Source organism: Micromonospora sp. NPDC007220 (assembly GCF_040634035.1).
GTDB lineage: Bacteria > Actinomycetota > Actinomycetes > Mycobacteriales > Micromonosporaceae > Micromonospora > Micromonospora reichwaldensis.
Genome location: NZ_JBEYEU010000001.1, coordinates 203053 through 226953, shown reverse-complemented (window position 1 = coordinate 226953; position 23901 = coordinate 203053). Strand labels below are relative to the sequence as shown.

The window sequence follows — 23901 nt, the reverse complement described above, 5'->3', positions numbered from 1 at the left end:
CGCGGCCCGCCCGCGCCGCGCGCTCACCCGAGCATCCGGCGGGAGGTGCGCAGCACCAGCACGAAGAACGGGCCGCCGAGCAGTGCGGTGACCACGCCGATCGGGATCTCCGACGGGGCGGCGGCGGTACGGGCCACCACGTCGGTCAGGGCCAGGAAGGCCCCGCCGAAGAGCAGCGAGAGCGGCAGGATCACCCGGTAGCTCGACCCGGCGAGCAGCCGGACGGTGTGCGGCACGATGATCCCGACGAAGCCGATCAGGCCGGACGCGGAGACGGCGGCGGCGGTGCCGAGCGAGGCGGCGGCGATGAGCAGGTAGCGGGACCGCTGCGGGTGCAGCCCGAGGCTCGTGGCCTCGTCGTCGCCGACGGAGAGCACGTCGAGCTCCCGCCGGTGCAGCAGCACCACGAACGCGGTGAGCAGGAAGTACGGCAGCACCAGCCGCACGTCGTGCCAGCCGGCGGTGGCGAGCCGCCCGAGCAGCCAGGAGTAGACCTGCTGGATGCTGTCGGAGTTGCGTTGCAGCAGGTAGGTCTGCCCGGCCGAGAGGAACGCGGAGACGGCCACGCCGGCGAGGATCAGCGTGGCGGTGGAGCGGCCGCGCCCGCCGGAGACGCCCAGCAGGTAGGTCATCGCCACCGCGCCGATCGAGCCGACGAACGCGGCCAGCGGGATGGTGAGCGGCAGCCCGGTCAGCGCGCCGCCCACCCCGGCGCCGAGGGTGATGACCGCCGTGACCGCGAGCCCGGCCCCGGCCGCCACCCCGAGCAGGTACGGGTCGGCCAGCGGGTTGCGGAACACGCCCTGGTAGCAGCCGCCGGCCAGGGCCAGCAGCCCGCCGACCAGCAGCCCGAGCACCACCCGGGGCAGCCGCAGCTCGGTGACGATGGCGATCTCGCGCTCGGAGAGCCCGCTGTCGAGGCGTACCCCCGGGATGAGGTTCAGCAGCTCGGCCGCGACGCTGCCCGGCGGCAGGCTGACCGGGCCGAGGGAGACCCCGGCGACCAGGGCGACGAGCACCGCGGCGACCCCGGCGGCGAGCCAGCGGGGCCGCAGCCCGGCGGGCCGGGACGCGGGGAGCGTCCCGGCCCGCCGGGCGGGTGGCGCCTGCGCGGGCGAACCGGTCATCGACGGGTGCGGGTCACGCGGGGACCTTGGCGGTGGCGTCGACGATCACGCGGAGCAGGTCCACCACGCGGGGTCCCCAGCGGGAGGCGACGTCGTCGTCGAGGCCGACGACCTGGTTGTTCTTGACCGCCGTGACGCCCGACCAGCCGGCGCGCGCCTTGACCGTCTCCGCGCTCTGCTTGCAGCACTTGGTGTCGGCGAGGAAGACGAAGTCCGGGTCGGCCTTGACGATGACCTCCTGGGAGAGCTGCGGGTAGCCGCCCTGCTTGCCGTCGGCGTCGGACGCGTCGGCGATGTTCTCCAGGCCCACCATGGTGTAGAGCGAGCCGATGAAGGTCTTGCTGGTGGCCGTGTAGAGCTCCGGGCCCAGCTCGTGGTAGTAGGTGAGCTTCTCGGCGCGCTTCGGCAGGTCGGCGACCAGCTTGGTGATGTCGTCCTTCATCCGCTTGGTCACGTCGGCGGCCTCGTCCGCGTGGCCGGTGAGGGCGCCCAGCTCGGTGATCTGCCGGTAGCTGTCGTCGAGCGTGGTCGCGGCCGGGGTCTGGTAGACCGGGATCTTCAGCGCGGTGAGCTGATCGACGATCTTGTTGCGGTCGTCGGAGAGGACCACCAGGTCGGGGCTCTTGCCGGCGATCGCCTCGGCGTTCGGGGTGAAGCCCGAGAGGTCGCTCTTCGGCGCGTCGGCCGGGAAGTTCGACTGGTCGTCGACGGCGGTGACCTGCTTGCCGGCGCCGATGGCGAAGAGCATCTCGGTGGCCGACGGGGAGAGCGAGACGATCTTCTCGGGCCGCTTCTCCAGCGTCACCGTGCCCACGGTCACGGGGAAGGCGGCGCCGGCCGAGCTGGCGCCGGCGGCGGGGGTGTCGTCGGAGCTCTTCTCGGCGCAGGCGCCGAGGGCGAGCGCGGCCACCGCGAGGGTCGCGGCGAAGAGCCGGGGGGTACGTCTGAGCACGGGTCCTCCTGTCGGTCGAGGAGCGTGGTGCTTCGCCGACAGGGAGCGGTGGCGCCCGTCCGCGAGGCGCCCTTCCTCGAGAGCGCGTGTCGCGACCACGGACGCAGGCGACCTGGCTCGTCCCCGCCACGCCCGGGTGCGGCCGGTGGCGGGTCATCACAGTTGCGGGACAGCGCCGGTTTCGCACCGGCTTCGCTGCGCGTGGTCGGTAGAACCGTAGCGCACGCCCCGGACGTGCCTCGACGATCCAGGGCGCATCGGCGCTCGTTGATCACCAACGGCGGCGACACGCCCTGGATCGACGTCTGCGGAACGGGGTGGTGGGGCCCCGCCAGGGGCGGAACGGGGCCCCGCCGGGTCAGGAACTGGTGATGGTGACGTTGTCCACAGCCGCCTCGACCAGGCTCGCGCCCGAGGCGTCCGCCGCCTCGACGAGGATCCGCACCGACTGACCGGCGTACGGGGTGAGGTTGGCGTTGGCCACCGCCCAGGCGCCGTTGCGGTTGGTGGCCGCCCCGGACTGGGTGAACAGGGCCGTGGTGCCGCCGTTGTGCACCACGCTCACCCGGAGGTAGTCGGCCGACGAGGCGTTCGAGCCGTGGGCCAGGTACCAGGCGAGGGAGAGCGTCAGCGTGCCGCTCGACGGCAGGGTCACCGCCGGCGACCGGGCGCTGGTCACGCCGCCGTCGAGGTCGTAGTCACCGGCCGCCGTGCCGGCCAGCCGACCGGTGACGAGGTCGTTGGCGCCAGCGTACGGGGCGAGCTGCTTCGCCCCGCTGGAGTTGGTCGCCTGGGCGGCGCCCCGCTCAAACGCCCCGGCGGTCGCGGTGTCGGTGCCGTTCGGGTTGATGGTCCAGCCGGTGGCCGTCTCGAAGGTGTCCGACCAGACCGTGGTGCCGCCGCCACCACCGCAGTACTGGTCCTGCTTGCCGATGGCCCGGTACGGGCAGTCGGCGTACTCGCTGATCAGGAGAACCGCCTCCCGGTTCCGCGAGGTCTGGGCGGGGATCACCTCGTCGGGCGGGTAGAAGCCGCCACCGCCGGCCGAGCCGGGGTACATCTCGAACGTGTACGCCCAGATGCCGTGCTGGCCCCACATCCAGTCGATGCTGTCCCCGTCGGTGATGTAGAGGTCGCTGGACTGCTGCGGGGTGTAGCCGTTGGTGTTGGCCATCTGCTGGCCCAGCGTGGCAAAGGTGTTGTACTGGTCCGTCGACATCCCGGGAGCGGTGTTGTTGTACGTGTAGCCGAACGGCCAGAGCACCAGCTCCGAGTACGTGTGGAAGTCGATGTTCGCCTTGATCTGCTGGGTGCCGCCGACGACCCGGCTGTTCACGAAGTTCCGCAGCGCCTGCGTCTCCGGCGCGGAGAACGCCGACGGGCCCCGGTAGGTCTCCGACGAGGTCGAGCCGGACGAGCCGCCGCAGCAGCCCCACTGGTAGGACCAGTTCCGGTTCAGGTCGGTGCCGACGGCCGTCGAGCCGCTGTTCGGCTGCCGGTTCTTGCGCCAGGAGCGGTAGGAGCCGGTGGCGATGTCGTACTCGCTGCCGTCCGGGTTGACCGTCGGCACGATCCAGATCTCCCGGCTGTTCACGATGCTGGTGATCCGGGAGTCGCTGCCGTAGCTGTCGGTGAAGAGGTTGAGCAGGTAGACCGCCATCTCGACGGTCAGGTGCTCGCGGGCGTGCTGCTGGGAGTTGAACAGGATCTCCGGCTCGTTCTCGTCGGTGGCGACGTTGTCGGAGATCTTCACCGCCATCAGGTCCCGGCCCTCGTACGAGGAGCCGATGCTGATCTTCCGGGCGATCGAGGGGTGGTCCGCGACCACCTTGTTCACCAGGGCGGTCAGCTCGGCGTAGTCGTGGTAGTTGGAGTCGGCGGGCGGGAAGGCGGCCGTGCCGACGTCCCCCTCGGCGTGGTCGTGCCCGTCGGCCGACGGGGCGGGGACCGCCTCCAGCCGGAAGCCGAGCCGGGTGATGGCCGCCGCCTCGGCGGGCGTGGCCGAGACGTTCAGCACGCCGTGCTCGACGAAGTCGATGGCGGCGCCGGTGCCGGCGACGGCGGTGCGGTCGTCGACCGTACGCGGGCCGAGCACCCGGTACGACGCCGCCGCGGAGTCGGCCCGGTCCGGGGCCGGCCGGGCTGTGGCCGGCGCGGCGGCGACCGTGAGCAGGGCGAACCCGGCTGCTACGGCGACCGCCAGGCGACGGCGGAGGGTGGTGTTGCGGAAGGCCATGGACAACCTCCTCGGGGGGCGGGAGGAGATCCCGCTCGGTGGAGGACACTTCACCACCGCTCACATGGTCATATCAACATCCATCGTTGCCCACTTTGCATGTCATCCTGATCCTCACATCGGCAATGATTTTCCAACTGTCGACCTCTGGCGAAAGTTCCTTCCGAGCGGGACACTGACCCGCAACGATCGTCCGTCCCTGCGGAGGACCCATGGCCAGAACACGCCTGCGTACGGCCGCCCTCGCGGCCGCCACCGCACTCTCCCTTCTCGGCACCGCGGCACCCGCCGTCGCTGCCGCACCCGTCGCGGCCCCGTCGACCAAACGACCGGTGGTCCACGACGAACAGATCACCTTCCAGGACTGGTCCCGCTACCCCGACTGGCGTCGCGGCACCCACGCCGGCACCAAGGCCGTCCCCGGCCTCCGGCCGGGCGTGACGCTGGCCCGGCCGCTCGGCACCACCGACTACACCGACCCGCACACCGGCGTCACCAAGAGCTGGGAGTACGCGACCTGGACCTCCCCGGTCACCCAGGTCGGGTTCGACGCCACCGAGCTGATCGCCTCGTGGAACGCGAAGACCCCGGCCGGCACCTGGATCCAGGTGGAGATGCAGGGCACGTACAACACCGGCGTCCAGACCAAGTGGTACGTGATGGGCCGGTGGGCCTCCGGTGACGCCGACATCAAGCGCACCAGCGTCAACCGGCAGGGCGACCCCTGGTCGACCATCTGGACCGACACCTTCAGCATCGACGACGCCTCCGTCGGGGTGCTGCTGCGGGGGTACCAGCTGCGGCTGACCCTCTACCGGGCGCCGGGCCAGCAGGCCGCGCCGGTGGTCCACACCCTGGGGGCGATGAGCTCGAACGTCCCCGACCGGTTCACCGTCGAGCCGAGCAAGGGCGGCATCGCCTGGGGCAAGGAACTCCGCGTCCCCCGCTACTCGCAGAACGTCCACGCCGGCCACTACCCCGAGTACGACGGCGGCGGCCAGGCCTGGTGCTCCCCCACGTCCACCACGATGGTGATCGAGTACTGGGGCCGCAAGGCGTCCGAGGAGGAGACCTCCTGGGTCGACCCGACCTACCCGGACCCGACGGTCAACCACGCCGCCCGGATGGTCTACGACTACCAGTACGACGGCGCCGGCAACTGGCCCTTCAACACCGCGTACGCCGCCAGCTTCCCCGGCCTGGAGGGACGGGTCACCCGGCTGCACTCGCTGGACGAGGTGGAGCGCTTCATCGCCGCCGGGATCCCGGTCGTGACCAGCCAGTCCTTCCTCGCCAGCGAGCTGGACGGGGCGAACTACGGCACCTCGGGACACCTGTTCGTCATCGTCGGCTTCACCGCCGAGGGCGACGTGATCGTCAACGACCCGGCCTCGTCGAGCAACGACGTGGTGCGCAACGTCTACAAGCGTGAGCAGTTCGAGCAGATCTGGCTGCGGACCAAGCGGATCAACGCCAGCGGCGGGGTGTCCGGCGGCCCCGGCGGCGTCGTCTACCTGATCAAGCCCACGACGAAGCCGTGGCCGAAGGTGGCCGGCTCCACCAACTGGTGACCTGACACCGACCCAATCGAGGGGTCCGCGTCGCCCGGCTCAGGCCGGCGACCGGGCCCCTCGGCCGTTCCGGACGAGTCCCGTCCTTCGAGAGATGCTGGCCGGATGTCTACGGGTTGGCCGACTTGCGACGTTGATAGGGCGTGACGTTCGAGGAGTACGCGTTCGCCCGCACTTCGGCGCTGGTGCGGCTCGCCCGGTTGCTGACCGGTGACGAGCATCGGGCCGAGGACCTGGTTCAGGATGTCCTCGCCAGGGCGTACGCCCGCTGGGCGCGCATCTCCCGGACGGATCGGCCCGATGCGTACGTCCGACGGATGCTCGTCAACGCCCACCACTCGTGGTGGCGCCGGCGCAGCAGCCAGGAGATCTCCGTCGCCGACGTGCACGATCGGCCGGGCGCCACGGACGAGGCCGCCGGTGTCGCCGAACGCGACGCTCTGTGGCGGCTCGTCCGCACCCTGCCGGCGCGTCAACGCACCGTGATCGTCCTGCGCTACTACGAGGATCTCGACGACGCGTCGATCGCCGAGATCATGGACTGCTCCACCGGCACAGTCCGTACCCACGCGAAGCGGGCCCTGACGGCACTCCGCGAGCGGCAGGAAGCATTCGCATCCACCTCCGCCCGGACAGGAGGAGAGTTCTGATGTCCAGCAACCTCGATCAGCAGCTCGCCACGACGCTCAAGCACCACGCGGGCGGCGACATCGACCCCGCGCCGATCGTGGAACACGCCCGGCGTCGCGGCCACCGCCTCCGACTGCGCCGCCGCTGGTTGACCGCCGGGGGGACGGCAGCGGCGTGCGTCGTCCTGGCCGCGGCGGTCATGGTGATTCCGTCCGGTCGGGCACCCGATGGCGGGACCATGTCGGCCACGGCACTCGTGCTGCCGGACGCACCGGGCCAGCCCGGCGCCATCGCACGGCCCGAGGTCGTGGGGGCCGATCCCGGCGTGGTGCACTTCACGACCGACAGCCTGGTCAGCGGCGCCTCGTCCGCGACCTGGAGCGCCGGCCGTGGGGTCGAGAGCGTCGAGTTCCGGGGCCCGACCGGGCAGGCCCGGTTCGCGTTGGCGCGCAGCGTCGCGACGCTCGACGGGCTACAGCAGACGCTGTCGTCGGCGGGGCGACCGCAGCCGCCGACCGATGTGCGAGTCGGAGGCCGCCCGGGGGTCGCTTGGCTCGATACGAAGCTGTGGTTCGTCCGTTGGCAACCCGTTGACGGGCTCTGGGCTCAGCTCGACATCTACGCGACCGGCCGCGACGAGGCGACGGACGCGGCGAGTCGCGTCCGGTTCGACGGCGCCCACCGCTGCGTGGTGCCGTTCCGCCTGCGGTCACTGCCGCCGGGTGGGCGGCTGCTCGGATGCTCGGTCACGCTTTCCCGGTCGGAGCACGGCTCCTTCGATGAGGCCTCGCTGACGGTAGGGGACGATTCCGGGCGCTGGCTGACGGTTCGGGCGCAACCCGTGCCGGGGCGCGACGCCAGGGAAGCCGACCTCGTCGCAGGGCCCTACCGGGCTCGCCGGCAGGGCAGCGACGTGCTGGAGATGTTCGTCGAGCCGTGCGTCGTCGAGGCGTTCCTCAAGGGTTGGGGGAACGGCTACACCGAGCCGGAAGGCCTGACGATTCTTAGCGGGTACCAGCCGGTCCGCGACCTCGACAACCCCGACACCTGGTGACACCACCGCAGCGCCGACAGGGCGGATTCCACCGTCGCTCGTCCTGCGGCTGTGCGATTGGAGATCAGGCCGGAAGCGATGGCAACAGTGGACTACATTTGCAGCCTCATCGAAGGAGGCGAATGTGGCGGACTGCTCGAGGTGCGGGCGATCAAAGAACTACGCGGGCGAATGCATGTACTGCTGGGGGCGGGAGGCGGGAGACGACATTAACGCCGGGAAGACCATGCGCCTTCCGAACTCCGATTCGAGGCGCGACATAAACACCGGGCAGACCTACCACCCGAAGAGTTCCGGTTGCCTCGTGCTCGCCGTGCTCACACTGTCGCTGTCCGGGCTGATCCCCGGCGTGCTGCTGATGTGGCACCTGACAGTCTGACGGTCCGGCCGCCGGCCGCCCCTGGCCAGGATCCGCCAGCACGGCCGTGATGCGCCCGCCGACGTCGGCCCGGAGCAGGCGGGGATCATCGCCGAGGCGCTAGTTGGAGGGCCCCGGCGCCTCCCGGTCCTGGTCCTCGCCGGCGAGGGCGGAGCGGAGCCGCTCCTTCTCGGCGCGACGACGCTCGGCGGCGGTGGCCATCTCCTCGGCCATCTCGTCCCGCCAGCCCTTGAGCAGGAAGAACGACAGGGCGGCCGAGAAGGCCAGCGCCACCATCAGCTTGATGAAGATGTTCATCTCGACCAGCCAGAGGGCCGCCAGCACGGCGACGAACAGGCCGAGCCGGCCCAGCGTGTACTTGACCGCCGCGCTCACGTTCCGCACTCCGTTCTCCGCCGCCGGAGTTCCGGCGGCAGGTTCAGCCCGTCCGGCGGGCCAGCCAGTGGACGCCGTGGAACCAGACCACCGCGTACCCGAGGGTGAAGGTCGCCGCCCCCAGCCCACCGGAGAGCAGCGGCGGGAGACCGGCGGCGAGGCCGGCCACCACCAGCCCGGCGACCACGCCCACGGCGGCGGCCGCCAGCGCCGACACCACCCGGGCCGCGCCGAACTCCCAGGCGCGGAAGTCGTCCCAGAACAGCCAGGCCGGCAGGATGATCGCCAGCCAGCCGCTCGACCGCCCGAATTCGCCGCTGCCGATGAGCGCGAACGCCCAGTCGAACAGCACCACCGCCAGCACGCCGATGACCAGGCCGGCCAGGCTCACCCCGAGCAGGTCGCCCAGGGTGAGGATGCGCCCCTCGGCGTCCCGCCGGGGGAATCCGCTCCGCTGCTCGGTCATGGTCTGGAAGGGTACGTGCCGACTCAGGCCCAGACCTGCTGCGGCTCGGCGCGGCGCTCGGCCAGGGACGCGGGGGCGTCGTACTCGCGGACCACCTCGTAGCGGGTGTTCCGCTCGACGGGACGGAAGCCGGCGTCCCAGATCAGGTGCAGCAGGTCGTCCCGGTGCATCGTGTTCGGGGTGCCGTACGAGTCGGCGTCGTGGGTGATCTTGTATTCGACGACCGAGCCGTCCAGGTCGTCGACGCCGAAGTTGAGCGAGAGCTGGGCCACCGACAGCCCGTGCATGACCCAGAAGCACTTCACGTGCGGGACGTTGTCGAAGAGCAGCCGGGAGACCGCGAAGGTCTTCAGCGACTCGGCCGGCGACGCCATCGTCGTCCGGGCCTGGATCCGGTTACGGATCTTGCCGTCCGCCGAGTCGACGAAGTCGTGCTGGTAGCGCAGCGGGATGAAGACCGCGAAGCCGCCGGTCTCGTCCTGGAGCTCGCGCAGCCGCAGCACGTGGTCCACCCGGTGCCGGGGCTCCTCGATGTGGCCGTAGAGCATCGTCGCCGGGGTCTTCATGCCCTTGCTGTGCGCCAGGGCGTGGATCCGCGACCAGTCCTCCCAGTGACAGGCGTGGTCGACGATGTGCTGGCGGACCTCCCAGTCGAAGATCTCCGCGCCGCCGCCGGTCAGCGACTCCAGGCCGGCGTCCATCAGCTCGTCGAGGATCTCGTCGGCGCTCAGCCCGCTGATCTTCTCGAACCACTGCACCTCGGTCGCGGTGAAGCACTTGAGCTTCACGTTCGGCAGCGCCGCCTTCAGCTCGCGCAGCACCTTCGGGTAGTAGCGCCAGGGCAGGGTCGGGTGCAGGCCGTTGACGATGTGCAGCTCGGTGAGCTGCTCGTCCTCCATCTCCTTGGCCTTGCGGACCGCCTCGTCGATGCGCATCGTGTAGGCGTCCTTCTCGCCCGGCTTGCGCTGGAACGAGCAGTACGCGCACGAGGCGGAGCAGACGTTGGTCAGGTTGAGGTGCCGGTTGACGTTGAACATCACCCGGTCGCCGTTGAGCTCGGTGCGCCGGTGGTGCGCCAGCCGGCCGAGCCACGCGAGGTCGTCGCTGTCGTAGAGGGCGATCCCGTCCTCACGGGTCAGCCGCTCGCCGGCGTACACCTTCGCTTCGAGCTCACGCTTGAGTCCGGCGTCCATCGAAAGCCACGTCCCTTCCACCTGCGGTAGGAATCGAGCGTACGTCGGCCCGCCGACGCCGCCGCAGCATGGTCGGCCCCCGTGCGCCGGTTCACCGAACTCTCAGGCTCCTGTTACCTGCCGACGCATCGACATCGTTGCCTGGGTGCGGTAAGACAGGGTGGGACGTTCGCCACACACTGGTAGCGTCCCGACGGCCGCGCCCACCCGGCGCGGCGACGCAGGCCGGACGGGGAGCGGAATGGGCGACAGCAGGCACGGGCGACGGCAGCGACGGCGGAGTCCGGTGATCTCGCCGGTGCTGCGCCCGGCGCTCTGGTCCGCCCTGCTCGGCGCCGTCGCCGCCACGGTCCTCGCCAACCCGGTCCAGGCCGACCCGTCGCTGCCCACCAGCGTCCCCGACACCGGGTCCCGGCCGTCCTACAGCGGCCAGCTCCAGCTCCCCGGCGGCACGCCGGTCCCGGGGTTGCCGGGCACGGTCCCGGGGTTGCCGGGCACGGTCCCCGGGCTGCCGGGCACGGTCCCCGGCGTGCCGGGCGGCAACGTCGGCAACGGCCCGCTCGCCGCCCAGATCTACGCCGCCGAGGCCCAGGTCGGGCAGCTCCGTGACCAGCTGCTCCTGCTCCAGCAGAAGCGCACCGAGGCCGAGACGCAGCGTGCCACCGCCGAGCGCAACCTCGCCCTCGCCCGGGACGCGGTGGCGCGCGCCCAGGAGGGCGCCGACGCCGCCGCCGCAGGCGCCTTCAAGGCCGCCGCCGCCCTCCCGCCGGGCGAGTTCGCCAACGACCTGCACGAACTGAGCCGGCTCTCCCGGATCATCCGGGGCGAGAAGGCCGAGGGCGGCACCACCGCCGCCCAGGGCGAGGTGTCCCGGGCCCGCACCGGCGAGCAGGCCGCCAGCCAGGCGATGGTCTCGGCCGACTCCCGCCTCACGGGCGCCAGGACGGAATACTCCGCCGGCGAGAAGGCCCTGCGCGCGGCCGAGAAGAAGCTGGACAAGCTGAAGCGGGACAACGCCGCCCAGCTCGTCGAGATCGAACGCCAGCAGGAGGCCGCCGAGCAGCGCCTCGGCGCCGGCTACCTCGGCAACGAGACCGCCAACGGGCTGGCCGCCCACCCGACGGCGCTGAAGGCCCTGGCGTACGCCAAGGCGCAGCTCGGCGACCCCTACCTGTGGGCCGCCGAGGGGCCGGACCGGTTCGACTGCTCCGGCCTCATCTACGCCGCCTACCGGTCGGCGGGCTACTACGGGCTGCCCCGGGTCTCCCGGGACCAGTACTACGCCACCCGGTCCCGCACCGTGTCCCGCACCGCGCTGCTCCCCGGTGACCTGCTCTTCTTCGCCTCCGGCACCAGCTGGACGACGATCCACCACATGGGCATGTACGTCGGCGGCGGCAAGATGATCCACGCGCCGACCACCGGCGACGTGGTGAAGATCTCCACCGTGCGCTGGTCGCGCCTCTACGCCGCCACCCGCGTCATCGGGGCGGTGCCCGCACCGGTCAGCACCCCATCGCCGACGCCGACGCCGAGCAAGCCGCCCGCGACGAAGCCGCCGACCAGCCCGAAGCCGACCTCGCCGACCTCGCCGTCGCCGAGCCCGTCGACGTCACCGTCGACCTCGCCGTCCCCGACGCCGACCGGCACCCCCTCGCCCACGCCCACGCCCGACACGTCGACCTCGCCGTCGCCGTCCCCGAGCAGCTCGGACGCCTCGTCGCCGAGCCCCTCGGGGGGCAGTGTGGCGCCGACCACGGCGCAGAGCAGTTCCGATCCGGCGGCCAGCACCTCGGCCAGCACGTCGGCCACCGCCTCGGCGAGCTCCGGCAGCTGACCACGGTCCCCGGGCCGACCGACGGGATCGGCCCGACATCGCCCCCGGAACACGCTCCGGCTGTGCCGTCGGGCCGGAATGTGGCACGGTGACAGACAGGCACGCCCGGTCCGATGTCGCGGATCCGGGCGCGAGCGTGCGCGGAGGGCGAGCATGGCCGAGCAAGAGGTTCCGGCGGAGCCGGTCGACCACGGATCCGCGCCCGACCGGAGCGGTGCCGGGGCACCGCATCCCCTGACGTCCGTCGGCGCACCGACGCCGGCCACAGCCGACGGCGCGGCGGGGCCGTCCGGGTCGTCGACCGAGCCGCCCTCCGACGACGTACGCCGACAGCCCGACGCGCCGGCCCGGGGCCGGGTGTCCGTGGCCACCGCCGCCGCGCCCGGCGGGAGCGAGGCGGTGCCGCCGACCGGCCCGAGCGCCGGCACCACCTACCGGGCCGCCGGGACGGGTGCCCCGGCGGCCACCCCGGTCCCCGGTCAGCGGGGCACGGCGGGGGCGCGGGCCAGCGCCGCCGTACCGGGCATGCGGCGGATCTCGGCGGACGAGGCCGGGGCCATCCGTTCCCGGACGGGCGAGGCCCGGATCTACCGGGCGGCGCCGGTCAACCCGGAGCCGCCGGAGCCCGCCCAGCCGCCGGAGCCGGCGCAGCCGCCGACCCCGCCCGTCCCGGAGCCCGAGCCGGCGCCGGCCCCCACTCCGCCGGTACCTGGTCCGAACCCGCCGTCGCCGGCCCCTCCCGTCCCGGCCCCGACGCCGCCGGTCCCCGGTCCCTACCCGCCCGGCCCGGTGCCCCCGGGACCGGGGCCCAGGCCGCCGGCACCGGTACCGCCCGTGCCGGGTCCGCCCACGCCGCCACCCGGGCCGCCGGTGCCCGCCCCGCCGCCCCCGCCCGGCCCGACGCCGGCGCCACCGTTCCCGCCGCCGCCCCTCACGGCCGCCGCGAGCGCCGGACCGGCACCGGGCCCCGTCGCGGGCGCGCCGCCGTTCTCCGCGCCGCCGGTGGTCACGCCGTCGTTCTCCGCACCTCCGGCATCCGCGCCGCCGTTCTCCGCGCCCCCGGCGGTAGCGCCCTCGTTCTCCGCACCGCCGGCATCCGCGCCGCCGTTCTCCGCACCTCCGGCGGTCGCGCCGCCGTTCTCTGCGCCTCCGACGAGCGCGCCCTCGTTCTCCGCACCTCCGGCGGTCGCGCCGCCGTTCTCCGCACCTCCGGTGTCCGGGCCGCCGGTGGTGCCCGCTCCCGCACTGCCGGGCTGGCCGCCGCCCACCAACCCGGGTGACCGCCGGCCCGGTGGTGCCGAGCCGGCCACCGCGCCCCGGGAGGCACGCCGGCTGAGCGGTCGCGTCGACGGCGGCGGCTCGGCCACGCGCGTCGGGCAGGCCGGGGGCGCCCCCGCGGGCCGCTACGACGGCGGACCCGACCTGGGCACCATCTACGGCGCGGGCGCCGGAGCCGGCACCGAGGGCCCGGGCTTCAGCACAGTGTCGTTCCCGAACAACCCGGTGGAGAACTCCGGCTCGTTGACCGGGCACATCCTGGCCCAGGGCTGGACGGAGACCCCCACCGAGCAGCGCTCCAGCACCGCCAAGGTGGTGGTCGTCCTGGCCGCCTCGCTGGGCCTGCTCGTGGCGATCAGCGTGCTGGTCGTGCTGCTCGCCAACGACACGGTGGGTGGGCTGGTGGGCGGCGTCCTGAACAAGTGAGCCGCGTACGACGTCGATGGTGAGCCCGCCCACTACCCGTCCGTGGTCGGGTGGCGGGTTCGCCCTGTCGCCGTACACTGGTGGGGATCACTGACCCGGCGCGCCCTGCGCGCCCATGGGCGATCTTGCGGGCGATTCGGCGGCGTTCAGCTGCGGCAGGCCATCGCGAAGATGCGCCCCGCTCGAAAGGCATTTCTTGACGACCTTTGCTGAACCCAGCACGTTCCTGCCCGCCCTCGACACCGCCGACGCGCAGACCGCCGTCGAGCGGGACGGCACCGTCCAGGACCCGGCCGCCCCGGTGACGCCCGAGGCCACCGACTTCGCCGCGCTGGGGCTGCCCCAGCCGCTGGTCCAGGCGCTCGCCCGGCAGGGCATCACCACCCCGTTCGAGATCCAGCGCGCCACCATGCCCGACGCGCTCGCCGGCCGCGACGTCCTCGGCCGTGGCCAGACCGGCTCCGGCAAGACCCTGGCCTTCGGCCTGCCCCTGCTGGCCCTGGTGGCCGACCGCAACCGGGCCCGGCCGTTGCGCCCCCGGGCCCTGGTCCTGGTGCCGACCCGGGAACTCGCGATGCAGGTCAACGACGCGCTGATGCCGCTCGGCAAGGCCGTCGGCGTGTTCCTGAAGACCGCCGTCGGCGGCGTGCCGTACGACCGGCAGATCGACGCGCTGCGGCGCGGGGTGGAGATCATCGTGGCCACCCCGGGCCGGCTGGGCGACCTGATCGCCCGGGGCGTCTGCCACCTGGACGACATCGAGGTCACGGTCCTCGACGAGGCCGACCAGATGGCCGACATGGGCTTCCTGCCCGAGGTCACCGAACTGCTGGCGAAGACGCCGGCCGGCACCCAGCGGCTGCTCTTCTCGGCCACCCTGGACGGCGACGTCGACGCGCTGGTCAAGCGGTTCATGACCGACCCGGTGACGCACTCCACCGCCCCGTCCACCGCCTCGGTGTCCACCATGGACCACCACATGCTGCTGATCCCGCCGCACGACAAGTTCCCGGTCGCCGCGTCCATCGCGGCCCGGGACGGTCGGACGATGGTCTTCGCCCGCACCCAGCTCGGCGTCGACCGGCTGGTCGAGCAGCTGGCCGCCGTCGGCGTACGGGCGGGCGGGCTGCACGGCGGCAAGACCCAGCGGATGCGTACCCGCACGCTGGCCGAGTTCCGTGAGGGACGGGTGAACGTCCTGGTCGCCACGGACGTGGCCGCCCGGGGCATCCACGTCGACGGTGTCTCGCTGGTGCTGCACGTCGACCCGCCGAAGGACCCGAAGGACTACCTGCACCGCGCGGGGCGTACCGCCCGGGCCGGCGAGTCCGGCGCGGTGGCCACGCTGGTGCTGCCGAAGCAGCGGCGGACCACGCTCGCCATGCTGGAGAAGGCCGGCGTGGCACCGGCCGAGACCCGGGTGCGGGTCGGCGACCCGGCGCTCGCCGAGCTGACCGGCGCCCGTGAGCCGAGCGGCGTCCCGGTGCGCATCGAGGCCGAGGAACCGCGCCGGCACGGCGACCGGCCGGGCGGCCCGCGCCGCTACGGCGACCGTGACACCCGGGGCGAGCGCCGCTACGGTGACCGGCCCCAGGGCGAGCGGCGCTACGGCGACCGCCCGACCGACGGCCGTGGCTACGGCGACCGCCCGCAGGGCGAGCGCCGCTACTCCGACCGGCCCGCCGACGGCCGTGGCTACGGTGACCGGCCCCAGGGCGAACGCCGCTACTCCGACCGCCCCACCGACAGCCGCGGCTACGGCGACCGCCCCCAGGGCGAACGCCGCTACTCCGACCGGCCCACCGACAGCCGTGGCTACTCCGACCGCCCGACCGACAGCCGTGGCTACGGGGACCGGTCCACGGACAGCCGTGGCTACGGTGACCGGCCGCAGGGTGAGCGGCGCTTCGGCGACCGGGGCGGCTTCCGGCCCGAGGGCCGGGGGCGCGACGACCGGCCGCGCGACGACCGGCGGGGCTTCGGCGGGCGTCCGCCGGCGCGTACCCACTGACCGACAGCGTCATCCACGAACGCCGTCGCGGGGCCCAGGCTCCGCGGCGGCGTTCGCGCATCCGCTGCCGGTGCCGGCCGGGTCGCGTAACGTCCGGCTCATGCCGACCATGCCGAAGTCGCTCTTCTGGACCCGGACGGACACCGCCGGCGCGGAGCACGCGCTGTTCGACGACGGCCGTGGACTGACGGCGCGGGGCACGCTCACGGCCGTCGACCCGATCCCCTACACCTGCCGCTACCAGCTCGCCACCGACCCCGAGTGGGCCACCCTCCGCGTCGAGGTCGAGGCGGAGGGCACCGGGTGGCTGCGGAGCGTACGCCTGGAGCGGGTGACCGACGGGTGGCGGGTGACCACCGCCGAGCAGGGCGACCTGGACGCGGCGCTGCGGGCGGCCGGCCACCCGCCGGTCGGGCTGCCCGGCACCGACGACCCGGACCGGCTGGCCGGGGCGGTGGACGTCGACCTCGGCGGGGCGGCGCTGTTCAACGCGCTACCGGTGCGCCGGCTCGGGCTGCCCCGCGCCGCGGCCGACACCCCGCACCGGATCGACGTCGCCTGGGTGCTGGTGCCCAGCCTGCTGGTGGTGCCCGCCGAGCAGGTCTACACCCCGCTCGGTCCCGGCCGGGTCCGCTTCACCAGCGACACCTTCACCGCCGACATCGACCTCGACGGCGACGGCTACGTGGTGCGCTACCCCGGGCTGGCCGAGCGCGTCGGCCCGCGCTGACCGGGCTGCGGGCGCCTCCCCCGACGACCCGGGCCGGCCAGGCTGGCTCAGCCATTCCGCCGGCTCAGGCCCGCGAGGCGGCTCAGGCCGGCCAGGCGCCCGTGCTGAGGAAGCGCTCGACGGTCGCCAGGTGCGGGGTGAGGTCCAGTCCCTGGGCGGCCAGCCAGTCGTCGGAGTAGTAGGTGTCGGCGTAGCGGTCGCCGGCGTCGCAGATCAGGGTGACCACCGAGCCGGTGCGGCCCTCGGCGAGCAGTTCCGCGATCAGCCCGAAGGCGCCCCACAGGTTGGTGCCGGTCGAGCCGCCCACCCGGCGGCCGAGCACTGCCGAGCCGGCGCGCATGGCGGCCAGCGAGGCGGCGTCGGGGACCTGGACCATCCGGTCCACCACCGACGGCACGAACGACGCCTCGACGGTCGGCCGGCCGATGCCCTCGATGCGGGAGCCCCGCCCGGTGCGCACCGACCAGTCGGCGGCCTGCCAGGCGGGATAGAACGCGGAGTTCTCCGGGTCGACCACGCACAACTTGGTGGGCAGCCGCTGGTAGCGGGCGTACCGGCCGATGGTGGCGCTGGTGCCGCCCGTGCCGGCGCCCACCACGACCCACGCCGGCACCGGGTGCCGTTCCAGGGCGAGCTGCGCGTAGATCGACTCGGCGATGTTGTTGTTGCCCCGCCAGTCGGTGGCGCGCTCGGCGTAGGTGAACTGGTCCATGAAGTGCCCGCCGGAGTCCTCCGCCAGCCAGCGGGCCTCCACGACCACCTTGGCCGGGTCGTCGACGAGGTGGCAGCGGCCACCCTGGAACTCGATCTGGACGATCTTCTCCGGCGAGGTGGAGGCGGGCATCACCGCGATGAACGGCAGCCCCAGCATCCGCGCGAAGTACGCCTCGGAGACCGCCGTCGAGCCGGAGGACGCCTCCACGATCGTGGTCTCCGGGCCGATCCAGCCGTTGCACAGCCCGTAGAGGAAGAGCGAACGGGCCAGCCGGTGCTTCAGCGAGCCGGTCGGGTGCACCGACTCGTCCTTGAGGTAGAGGTCGATCCCCCACGACCGGGGCAGCGGGAACGGCAGCAGGTGGGTGTCGGCGGAGCGGTTGGCGTCCGCCTCCACGGCGGCGATCGCCTCGGTCACCCAGCGCCGGCTGGCCTCGTCGCACCGGTCGATGTGAGTCACGTTCGAAACTTAGCAAGCCCGCTCACTGCGGACCGGCCCCGATCCGCCGGCGCTGGCGGCGCTGCCCGGCCCTGCCGGCCGCGAGGATCAGCGGGGCGAGGCGCACGGCGACGCCGGGCAGCGCGTCGAGGAGCCGGACCTGCGCGCCGCGCCAGCGGGGGACGCTGACCACCGGGCGGGGCCGCCGGGCCAGCCGCGCGGCCCGCCGGGCCACCCGCTCGGGGGTCAGCAGCGTCCCGGTGAAGGAGGCCGCGGCGCCCGGGTCGTCGAGCCGGTCGTGCAGCATCGGCGTCCAGATCCCGTCCGGGCACAGGCACGACACGTGTACGCCCCGGTGCCCGGCCAGCCGCAGGTCGGCGAGGGTGCCGATGCTGAACGCGACGAGGGCGTGCTTGCTGGCCGCGTAGACGGTCTCGCCGGGCGCGGCCACCAGGCCGGCCAGCGACACGACGTTGACCACGTGCCCGTGCCCCTGTCCCCGCATGACGGCCAGCGCGGCGAGGGTGCCGTTCATCGCGCCGAGGGCGTTGACCTCGACCACCCGGCGACGGGTCGCCGCGTCGTGCTCCCACGAGGGGCCGGTGACGAGGATCCCCGCGTTGTTCACCCAGAGGCCGAGCCCGCCCCGGCCGGCGGCCTCGGCGGCGACGGCGGCACAGGCGTCGGAGTCGCGTACGTCCAGCCGGCGCGACCAGCCGCCCAGCGGGGCGGCGGCACGGGCCACCGCCTGGTCGTCGTGGTCGGTGAGGAGCACCGGCCAGCCGTCGGCGTGCAGCGCGGCGGCGATGGCGCGGCCGAGGCCGCCGGCCGCGCCGGTGACCACCGCCGTCCCGGGGGCTGGCTTCGTCATCGGCGCACGCTATCGCCGCCCGGCGACCGCGCGCCAGAGCCGGCCGGACGCGGCCGTCCGGAGGCCGACGGCCGGGGGTCGCGGGACGCGGCCGTCGGGGCGGGCGGGGGCGGGGGGCGGCCCTCGGGTCAGGCGGCGGGAGGCACCGGGGCCTGTGGCCGGTTCTCCCACTTCGTGGAGAGGGCGATGCCGGTCCGGGTGGAGGCGACGCCCGGGGTCCGGTTCAGCCGCACGATGAGCCGCTCCAGCTCGGCGATGGTGCCGACCCTGGCCTTGAGCAGGAACGACTCGACGCCGGCCATGAAGTAGCAGGACTCGATCTCGGGCATCTGCCGGAAGGCCTCCAGCACGTCGTCGGTGTCGCCGCCGGAGTCCTCGACGATCCCGATGAGCGCGGTGACGGCGAAGCCGATCGCCTCGGGCTCCACCTCCGCCCGGTAGGCCCGGATCACGCCGCTGGACTCCAGCTTGCCGACCCGCTCGTGCACGGCGGGCGCGGAGAGGCCGACCTGCCGGGCCAGCTCGGCGTAGGACAGGCGGGCGTTGCCGCGTAGCAGCTCCACGAGGCTCAGGTCGATGGCGTCCACGGACTGTGACCCTAGCGGTCCGGGCGTAACGTCGGGCATCCGGCGCGCGTTGGACATGACAGGGCGTAGTCGCTCGCAAACTGACAGTCAAGGGAGCCGCACCCAGGTAATATTTCCTAACTTCCCACTCAGTGCGTTTTTCGCGTTTGGCGGACAGGCCAGGTCGCTGGTGCTGTAATTGCCATACGTCCCTCATGACGGCTCTGGGCTCGCACCGGCCGGGGGCAGTGTGTTCAGCCGGGGGCTTCGTCGACGCGAGGAGGGGGCTGTGGACACTGGAGATCGCCTGCTGACACCGGGTGAAGTTGCCGCGCTGTTTCGGGTTGACCCGAAGACTGTGACGCGATGGGCAGCGGCGGGCCGGATAGGCAGCATCCGGACTCCAGGCGGGCATCGCCGGTTTCGGGAATCCGAGGTGCGGGCCCTGCTTGAGGGGGAGGGCATGTTGGACGAGGCGGAAGACGTCGGCAAGCCGCGTAACGCGGGGCCGGCCACCTCGACCGGGCCGGGCCCGGCCAACGCCGGCATGTACTGAATGGTGCGGATCATCACGCGGGCCGGACGAGAGCTCCGGTCCGCGTCGCGGTGAGCCGGGCCCGGGTCACTCCCGCGCCGCGCCCAGCTCACCCGACCAGCGACGGAACAGCGTGTGCGGTACGCCGAGGGCGTCCAGCACCTTGCCGGCCACGAAGTCGACGAGCTGCGGGGCGGAGGCCGCCGCCCCGGCGCCGTAGAAGCCGGGACTGGCCGGCAGCACCACCGCTCCGGCGTCGTGCAGCGCGATCAGATGCTCCAGGTGGCTGCGGGTCACCGGCGTCTCCCGGGGCACCACCACCACCGGCCGGCGCTCCTTGAGGTTGACCTCGGCGGCCCGCTGCAACAGGTCCTTGGAGAGCCCGATCGCGATGCCGGCGCAGGCCGCCGTGCTCGCCGGGACCACCGCCATCCCGCGTACCCGGTAGGAGCCGCTGCTCGGGCCGGCGGCCAGGTCGCCGGCGGGCCAGTGCCGCACGTCGGCTCCCGCGAGGTCGCGGCCCAGCCAGGCGGCGAGGTCGTCGGCCCAGTGTGCGTCCCGGAACGGGCGTCCGGTCTCGTCGAGGACGGTCAGCCGGGCGGCCCGGGAGACGATCAGGTCCACCGGCTCGCCGGCGTCGAGCAGCGCCCGCACGACGGCCGCCGCGTACGGCGTGCCGGACGCCCCGGAGACTCCGACCACCCATGGTTCGCGCATGCCCTCCAGCCTGCCTGGTCGGCCCCTCCCGATGCCGGGCACCCCCGTCCGGAGCGTCCGTGATGTCCCGCTCGGGTGTCGGTTGTGCGCCGACGGGCGCGATGTCGGGTCGGGAGCGCGACCATCCCGCCCGCCTGACATGCTGCCGGTGGCGATTCCCACGCGAAGCGGGATCGCACCGGGGAGGAATCGGTGATGACCGGCGAGGTCCTCTGGTCGCTACGGTCGGAGTGCCCCATCCCGCCCCGGCTCTCGCCGCACGCCGACCGGGTGCAGAAGTGGCTGGTCGGCGACCTGCTGCCGGGCCTCGGCCTGGCGACTGACGACGCGGCGCCGCAACGGCTGGCGCACGCCGGCGTCGCCCGGTACGCCGGCCGGCTCTACCCCGGCGCCACCGAGGCCGACCTGCGGGCGCTGACGGCCCTGTTCACCTGGTTCTTCCTGGTCGACGACGCGTGCGACCGGCCGGGCCGGCTCGACGCCGACCAGATCCGGGCGCTGCGCGCCGGCGCGCTCACCCTGCTGCACGCCGGTCCCCGGCTCCGGCACGCCGGCCTGACCGGGCCGCTGAGGCGGCTGCTGGTGCACGCGTGGCGGGAGCCGCGCCGTCGGATGCCGGCCCGCTGGCGGCTGCGCTTCACCGAGGCCGTCGCCGACCATCTCGACGGCACGTGGCGGGAGGCGGCGAACAAGGCGGCCGGCCGTCGCCCCGGCGTCGCCGAGTACGTCGCGCTGCGGCGCGCCACCTCCGCCGCGTACGTGTCGTATCCGCTGGTGGAGTTCGTCACCGGCCGCCCGCTGCCCGACCCGGTCCACCACCACCCGCTGCTGCGGGAGATCGCCGACACCGGCAACGACCTGCTCTCCTGGTACAACGACCTCGCCTCGTTGGAGCGCGACGAGGCCACCTCCGGCGGGCACAACCTGGTGCTCGCGACGGCGGCCGAGCAGCGGGTGCCGGTGGAGACCGCGGTCGGCCTGACGGCCGAGCGCTGGCGGGCGTCGATGCGGCGCTTCGTCGAGCTGCGCGCCGGGGTGCCGTCGTTCGGCCCGACGCTGGACCGGGCGGTCGCCGACCACCTCGACGGGGTGGCGAACGCCGTCCGGGCCACCGTCGACTGGACCCTGGAGAGCACCCGCTACGGCGGCGGAGGAGGCCGCCTCGTCGACGCTGCCGCCGGCGGAGGGGCCCCTTTCTGACCGGTCAGGCGCGCAGGCCGAGGCGGACGACCAGGTCGAGCAGGGCGAAGACGAACAGCGCGATGCCGACGAAGCCGTTGGCGGTGAAGAAGGCCCGGTTGACCTTGCTCAGGTCGGTCGGGCTGACCACCAGGTGCTGGTAGCCGAAGGCGACGGCGGTCAGCGCCAGACCCACCCACCAGAGCCAGCCGAAGCCGACCAGCGCCCCGAACCAGACGAACAGCGCGAACGTCACCACGTGCGCGACGGTGGAGGCGTGCAGCGCGAACCGCAGCCCGTAGCGGGCCGGCACGCTGTGCACGCCGATCTGCCGGTCCACCTCGGCGTCCTGGCAGGCGTAGATCAGGTCGAACCCGCCGATCCAGAGGCCGACGGCCACGCCCAGCAGCCACGCCGGCCAGGAGCCGTCGAGGGTGCCGGTGACGCCCAGCCAGGCGCCGACCGGGCCGACGGCCTGGGCGACGGCCAGGATCGCGTGCGGCCAGTTGGTGAACCGCTTGCCGTACGGGTAGACGACCAGCGGCACCACGGCGAGCGGCGCGAGCACCAGGCAGAGCGGGTTGAGCAGGGCGGCGGCGGCGAGGAAGACCACGAGCGCGACCGCCGCGCCGGTCCAGGCCGTCCGCACGCTGACCGCCCCGGTGACCAGCTCCCGGGAGGCGGTACGCGGGTTCCGCGCGTCGATCCGCCGGTCCAGGATCCGGTTGGCGGCCATCGCGAACGTCCGCGCGCCGACCATCGCCACGGTGATCAGCAGCAGGTCCAGCCACCGGACCCGCCCGCCGTCGACCTGCATGGCGGTGAGCGCCGACAGGTACGCGAACGGCAGCGCGAACACGGAGTGCTCGATCGCCACCAGCTTGAGGAAGGACTTGACCCGGCCCGGTCGCTGCACCGGTTCGACGGCGGTGGCCATCAGATGCCGTACTCCTTCCAGCGCTTGTCGACCAGGGAGACGACCTCGGGGGCCATCCGCATCTCCTCCGGCCAGCCCCGGGTGTAGCCCTCCGCGGGCAGCTTGCGGGTCGCGTCGACGCCCGCCTTGCCGCCCCAGAACTGCTGGTACGACGCGTGGTCGAGGTGGTCCACCGGGCCCTCGGTGAGCAGCAGGTCCCGGGCGTAGTCGACGTTGCCGAAGGCGCGGAAGGCGACCTCGTTGTAGTCGTGCACGTCGCAGTCCTCGTCGACGATCACGATCAGCTTGGTCAGCGACATCATGTGCGCGCCCCAGATCGCGTTCATGACCTTCTGAGCGTGCTTCGGGTAGCGCTTGCGGATCGACACGATCGCGCAGTTGTGGAAGACCCCGGCGGCGGGCAGGTCGTAGTCGACGATGTCCGGGATCAGGAAGCGCAGCAGCGGCGCGAAGATCCGCTCGGTGGCCTTGCCGAGGCCGTGGTCCTCCTGGGGCGGCTGCGACGTGACGATCGTGTGGTAGACCGGGTCGCGCTGCGTGGTCATGCACTCGATGTGCATCACCGGGAAGGGCTCCACCGGGGTGTAGAAGCCGGTGTGGTCGCCGAACGGACCCTCCGGGAGCCGCTCACCCGGCTCGATGTAGCCCTCCAGGACGATCTGCGCGTGCGCCGGCACCTGCAACGGGACGGTCAGGCAGTCCACCATCTCGACCCGCTCGCCGCGCAGGTACCCGGCGAACAGGTATTCGTCGATGTCGGCGGGGAGCGGCGCGCTGGCCGAGTACGCCACCGCCGGGTCGGTGCCGATGGCGATCGCCACCGGCAGGCGCTGGCCGAGCCGCTCGGCGACCGCGTGGTGCGCCGTGGAGTTCTTGTGGATCTGCCAGTGCATGCCGATGCTGTTCCGCGAGTGCTGCTGCAACCGGTACAGCCCCAGGTTGCGCTTGCCGGTCTCCGGGTGCTTCGTGTGGGTCAGCCCGAAGTTGTGGAAGATCCCGCCGTCACCCGGCCAGACCTGCAACCCCGGCAGCCGGTCCAGGTCGACGTCGTCGCCCCGGTAGACCACCTGCTGGCAGGGGGCGGTCCTGACCTTCTTCGGCGGCATCGACGTGAGCTGCCTGACCTTGCCCAGGCCGTCCATCATCCCGGAGAGGCCCACCGGCAGCTCCGGCTTGAGCATGTTGCCGATCCGCTCGCCGACCTCGTCCAGCGACTCGACGCCGAGCGCCATCGCCATCCGCTTCTCGGTGCCGAAGAGGTTGATCACCACCGGCATCTCGCCCCGGGTGGGCCGCTCGAAGAGCAGCGCCGGCCCGTCCGCGCGGACCGTCCGGGTGACGATCTCGCTGATCTCCAGGGTGGGATCGACCGGCGCGCTCACCCGCCGCAGCTCGCCCGCGCGCTCCAGCGCCGCGAGGAAGTCCTTGAGATCGGTGTACGGGAAGCCACGAGCCGCCATGCCTGCCAGTCTCCCGCACCGACCTGGGCGGCGACCACGCCGGGTGGTGTGACACCGACGATCCACCCGTGAGGAAGCGCGGAAACTGCCGGGCCGCTTCTGCCGGCGGAGCCCGCGCCATCGAACGTTGTCGCTCCGGCGGGCCGGATCGGGCGGCTGGCGCTCACTAGGATCAGGTCCGCCGACCGGGCCGGCGGTGACGCCCCGCCGCGGCTCCG

General features: G+C 73.3%; 22 protein-coding genes and 1 riboswitch. Of the genes, 10 read left to right on the top strand and 12 right to left on the bottom strand.

All coding sequences use genetic code 11. The features are described 5' to 3' along the window. Positions 1-23: 23 nt before the first annotated feature. The 3 genes from ABZ573_RS01130 to ABZ573_RS01120 all read right to left on the bottom strand — a co-directional run bounded on the left by ABZ573_RS01130 (position 24) and on the right by ABZ573_RS01120 (position 4315). Positions 24-1127, bottom strand: a complete 1104-nt coding sequence (locus tag ABZ573_RS01130) for an iron ABC transporter permease (protein ID WP_327030257.1) — start codon at positions 1125-1127, stop codon at positions 24-26. A 13-nt stretch (positions 1128-1140) separates the two neighbouring features. Next, positions 1141-2079 (bottom strand): ABC transporter substrate-binding protein, encoded by a 939-nt coding sequence (locus ABZ573_RS01125; protein WP_327030256.1) that lies wholly within the window; start codon positions 2077-2079, stop codon positions 1141-1143. Positions 2080-2190: 111 nt separating this feature from the next. Next, positions 2191-2270: riboswitch (cobalamin riboswitch) on the bottom strand. Positions 2271-2437: 167 nt separating this feature from the next. After that, a complete protein-coding gene (locus tag ABZ573_RS01120; RefSeq protein WP_358114480.1) occupies positions 2438-4315 on the bottom strand; it encodes a M14 family metallopeptidase in 1878 nt (625 codons plus the stop codon). Between the two features lie 212 nt (positions 4316-4527). On the opposite strand from ABZ573_RS01120, the gene ABZ573_RS01115 reads away from it, so the two are divergent. The 4 genes from ABZ573_RS01115 to ABZ573_RS01100 all read left to right on the top strand — a co-directional run bounded on the left by ABZ573_RS01115 (position 4528) and on the right by ABZ573_RS01100 (position 7949). Further along, a complete protein-coding gene (locus ABZ573_RS01115) occupies positions 4528-5886 on the top strand; it encodes a C39 family peptidase (protein ID WP_327030254.1) in 1359 nt (452 codons plus the stop codon). A 143-nt stretch (positions 5887-6029) separates the two neighbouring features. Beyond that, on the top strand, positions 6030-6536 hold the full coding sequence (locus ABZ573_RS01110) for a SigE family RNA polymerase sigma factor (RefSeq protein ID WP_358114477.1): 507 nt from the start codon (positions 6030-6032) through the stop codon (positions 6534-6536). Between the two features lie 218 nt (positions 6537-6754). Then, on the top strand, positions 6755-7570 hold the full coding sequence (locus ABZ573_RS01105) for a hypothetical protein (protein WP_358114474.1): 816 nt from the start codon (positions 6755-6757) through the stop codon (positions 7568-7570). Between the two features lie 226 nt (positions 7571-7796). Beyond that, positions 7797-7949: a hypothetical protein gene (locus tag ABZ573_RS01100; protein WP_358114471.1), complete on the top strand. Its 153-nt coding sequence runs from the start codon at positions 7797-7799 to the stop codon at positions 7947-7949. Between the two features lie 99 nt (positions 7950-8048). Here ABZ573_RS01100 and ABZ573_RS01095 read toward each other — a convergent pair whose 3' ends face one another. The 3 genes from ABZ573_RS01095 to mqnE are packed head-to-tail and all read right to left on the bottom strand — an operon-like array spanning position 8049 to position 9983. Continuing rightward, a complete protein-coding gene (locus ABZ573_RS01095; protein WP_327030251.1) occupies positions 8049-8324 on the bottom strand; it encodes a DUF4229 domain-containing protein in 276 nt (91 codons plus the stop codon). A gap of 43 nt (positions 8325-8367) precedes the next feature. After that, positions 8368-8790: a hypothetical protein gene (locus tag ABZ573_RS01090; RefSeq protein ID WP_327030250.1), complete on the bottom strand. Its 423-nt coding sequence runs from the start codon at positions 8788-8790 to the stop codon at positions 8368-8370. Between the two features lie 23 nt (positions 8791-8813). Further along, positions 8814-9983, bottom strand: a complete 1170-nt coding sequence (gene mqnE, locus ABZ573_RS01085) for an aminofutalosine synthase MqnE (protein ID WP_132232180.1) — start codon at positions 9981-9983, stop codon at positions 8814-8816. Between the two features lie 241 nt (positions 9984-10224). On the opposite strand from mqnE, the gene ABZ573_RS01080 reads away from it, so the two are divergent. The 4 genes from ABZ573_RS01080 to ABZ573_RS01065 all read left to right on the top strand — a co-directional run bounded on the left by ABZ573_RS01080 (position 10225) and on the right by ABZ573_RS01065 (position 16265). Next, positions 10225-11820, top strand: coding sequence for an NlpC/P60 family protein (locus ABZ573_RS01080; protein ID WP_358114467.1), 1596 nt, complete (start codon positions 10225-10227; stop codon positions 11818-11820). Between the two features lie 1212 nt (positions 11821-13032). After that, positions 13033-13524 carry a hypothetical protein gene (locus ABZ573_RS01075; protein WP_358114464.1) on the top strand — a complete coding sequence of 164 codons (492 nt, stop codon included), beginning with the start codon at positions 13033-13035 and terminating at the stop codon, positions 13522-13524. A gap of 115 nt (positions 13525-13639) precedes the next feature. Further along, a complete protein-coding gene (locus tag ABZ573_RS01070; protein WP_358114461.1) occupies positions 13640-15535 on the top strand; it encodes a DEAD/DEAH box helicase in 1896 nt (631 codons plus the stop codon). Positions 15536-15635: 100 nt separating this feature from the next. Continuing rightward, a complete protein-coding gene (locus tag ABZ573_RS01065) occupies positions 15636-16265 on the top strand; it encodes a putative glycolipid-binding domain-containing protein (protein ID WP_358114458.1) in 630 nt (209 codons plus the stop codon). Between the two features lie 82 nt (positions 16266-16347). On the opposite strand, the gene ABZ573_RS01060 is transcribed toward ABZ573_RS01065, so the two are convergent. The 3 genes from ABZ573_RS01060 to ABZ573_RS01050 all read right to left on the bottom strand — a co-directional run bounded on the left by ABZ573_RS01060 (position 16348) and on the right by ABZ573_RS01050 (position 18876). Then, positions 16348-17439, bottom strand: coding sequence for a PLP-dependent cysteine synthase family protein (locus tag ABZ573_RS01060; RefSeq protein WP_358114455.1), 1092 nt, complete (start codon positions 17437-17439; stop codon positions 16348-16350). Between the two features lie 22 nt (positions 17440-17461). Then, complete coding sequence (locus ABZ573_RS01055; protein WP_151457416.1) at positions 17462-18289, bottom strand: SDR family oxidoreductase; 828 nt, start codon at positions 18287-18289, stop codon at positions 17462-17464. A 128-nt stretch (positions 18290-18417) separates the two neighbouring features. After that, entirely contained in the window at positions 18418-18876 is a 459-nt protein-coding gene (locus ABZ573_RS01050) for an Lrp/AsnC family transcriptional regulator (protein ID WP_358114451.1), read from the bottom strand. A gap of 268 nt (positions 18877-19144) precedes the next feature. Between ABZ573_RS01050 and ABZ573_RS01045 the strand changes: the two genes are divergently transcribed. After that, entirely contained in the window at positions 19145-19411 is a 267-nt protein-coding gene (locus ABZ573_RS01045) for a BldC family transcriptional regulator (protein ID WP_132232190.1), read from the top strand. Positions 19412-19477: 66 nt separating this feature from the next. On the opposite strand, the gene ABZ573_RS01040 is transcribed toward ABZ573_RS01045, so the two are convergent. Then, entirely contained in the window at positions 19478-20107 is a 630-nt protein-coding gene (locus tag ABZ573_RS01040) for a UbiX family flavin prenyltransferase (RefSeq protein WP_151454998.1), read from the bottom strand. A gap of 195 nt (positions 20108-20302) precedes the next feature. On the opposite strand from ABZ573_RS01040, the gene ABZ573_RS01035 reads away from it, so the two are divergent. After that, on the top strand, positions 20303-21307 hold the full coding sequence (locus ABZ573_RS01035; RefSeq protein ID WP_358114447.1) for a terpene synthase: 1005 nt from the start codon (positions 20303-20305) through the stop codon (positions 21305-21307). Between the two features lie 4 nt (positions 21308-21311). Here the strand turns inward: ABZ573_RS01035 and mqnP are convergent, their stop codons facing one another. Beyond that, positions 21312-22223 (bottom strand): menaquinone biosynthesis prenyltransferase MqnP, encoded by a 912-nt coding sequence (gene mqnP, locus ABZ573_RS01030; RefSeq protein ID WP_151455000.1) that lies wholly within the window; start codon positions 22221-22223, stop codon positions 21312-21314. Continuing rightward, positions 22223-23683, bottom strand: coding sequence for a menaquinone biosynthesis decarboxylase (locus ABZ573_RS01025; protein ID WP_327030241.1), 1461 nt, complete (start codon positions 23681-23683; stop codon positions 22223-22225). Before ABZ573_RS01025 ends, mqnP begins: the two co-directional genes overlap by 1 nt. Between the last annotated feature and the right edge of the window lie 218 nt (positions 23684-23901).